This window comes from Pseudomonas sp. PDM19, assembly GCF_014852215.1.
In the GTDB taxonomy this organism is placed as follows: Bacteria; Pseudomonadota; Gammaproteobacteria; order Pseudomonadales; family Pseudomonadaceae; genus Pseudomonas.
The window spans coordinates 1-478 of record NZ_JACVBG010000013.1 but is presented as its reverse complement, the minus strand read 5'-3'; the positions used below and the strand labels follow the sequence as shown (position 1 = coordinate 478).

1 protein-coding gene is annotated in these 478 nt (G+C 47.9%); it reads left to right on the top strand.

The features are described 5' to 3' along the window. A partial coding sequence (locus IB273_RS32075) for a hypothetical protein (RefSeq protein ID WP_192225873.1) occupies positions 1–478 on the top strand: 478 nt, incomplete at both ends.

Here is a 478-nt window from a genome sequence, read left to right as displayed (position 1 = left end):
GAGGAGAGAGGAGGAAGAGGAAGAGGGGGAGAAGAGAAAGGAGAAAAAGAAGAAGAAAGGGGGAAGGGAAGAGGAGAGAGAAGGAAAGGGAGAAGGAGAAGAAGAGAGAAAAAAGAAAGAAAAAGAAAAAGAGAAAGAAAGAAGGAGAAAAAAAAGGGAGAAAGGAGAAGGAAAGGGAAGAAGAAGAGGAGGGAAAAAAAAAGGGAGAGAGAAAAGAAAAAAAGAGAGAGAAAAGGAGGAGAGAGGAGGAAGAGGAAGAGGGGGAGAAGAGAAAGGGAGAGAAGGGAGGAGGGAAAAGAAGGAAGGAAAGGAGAAGAAAAAGGAAAAAAAGAAGGAGGAGAAAAGGAGGGAGAAGAGGAGAGGAAAGGGGAAGAGGGGGAGAGGGGGGGAGAGGAAAGAAAGAAGGGGAGGAGAGGGAGGAGAGGGAGGAGAGAAGGAAGAGGGGGAGAAGGGGAAAGAGGGAAGGGAGGGGAGAGAG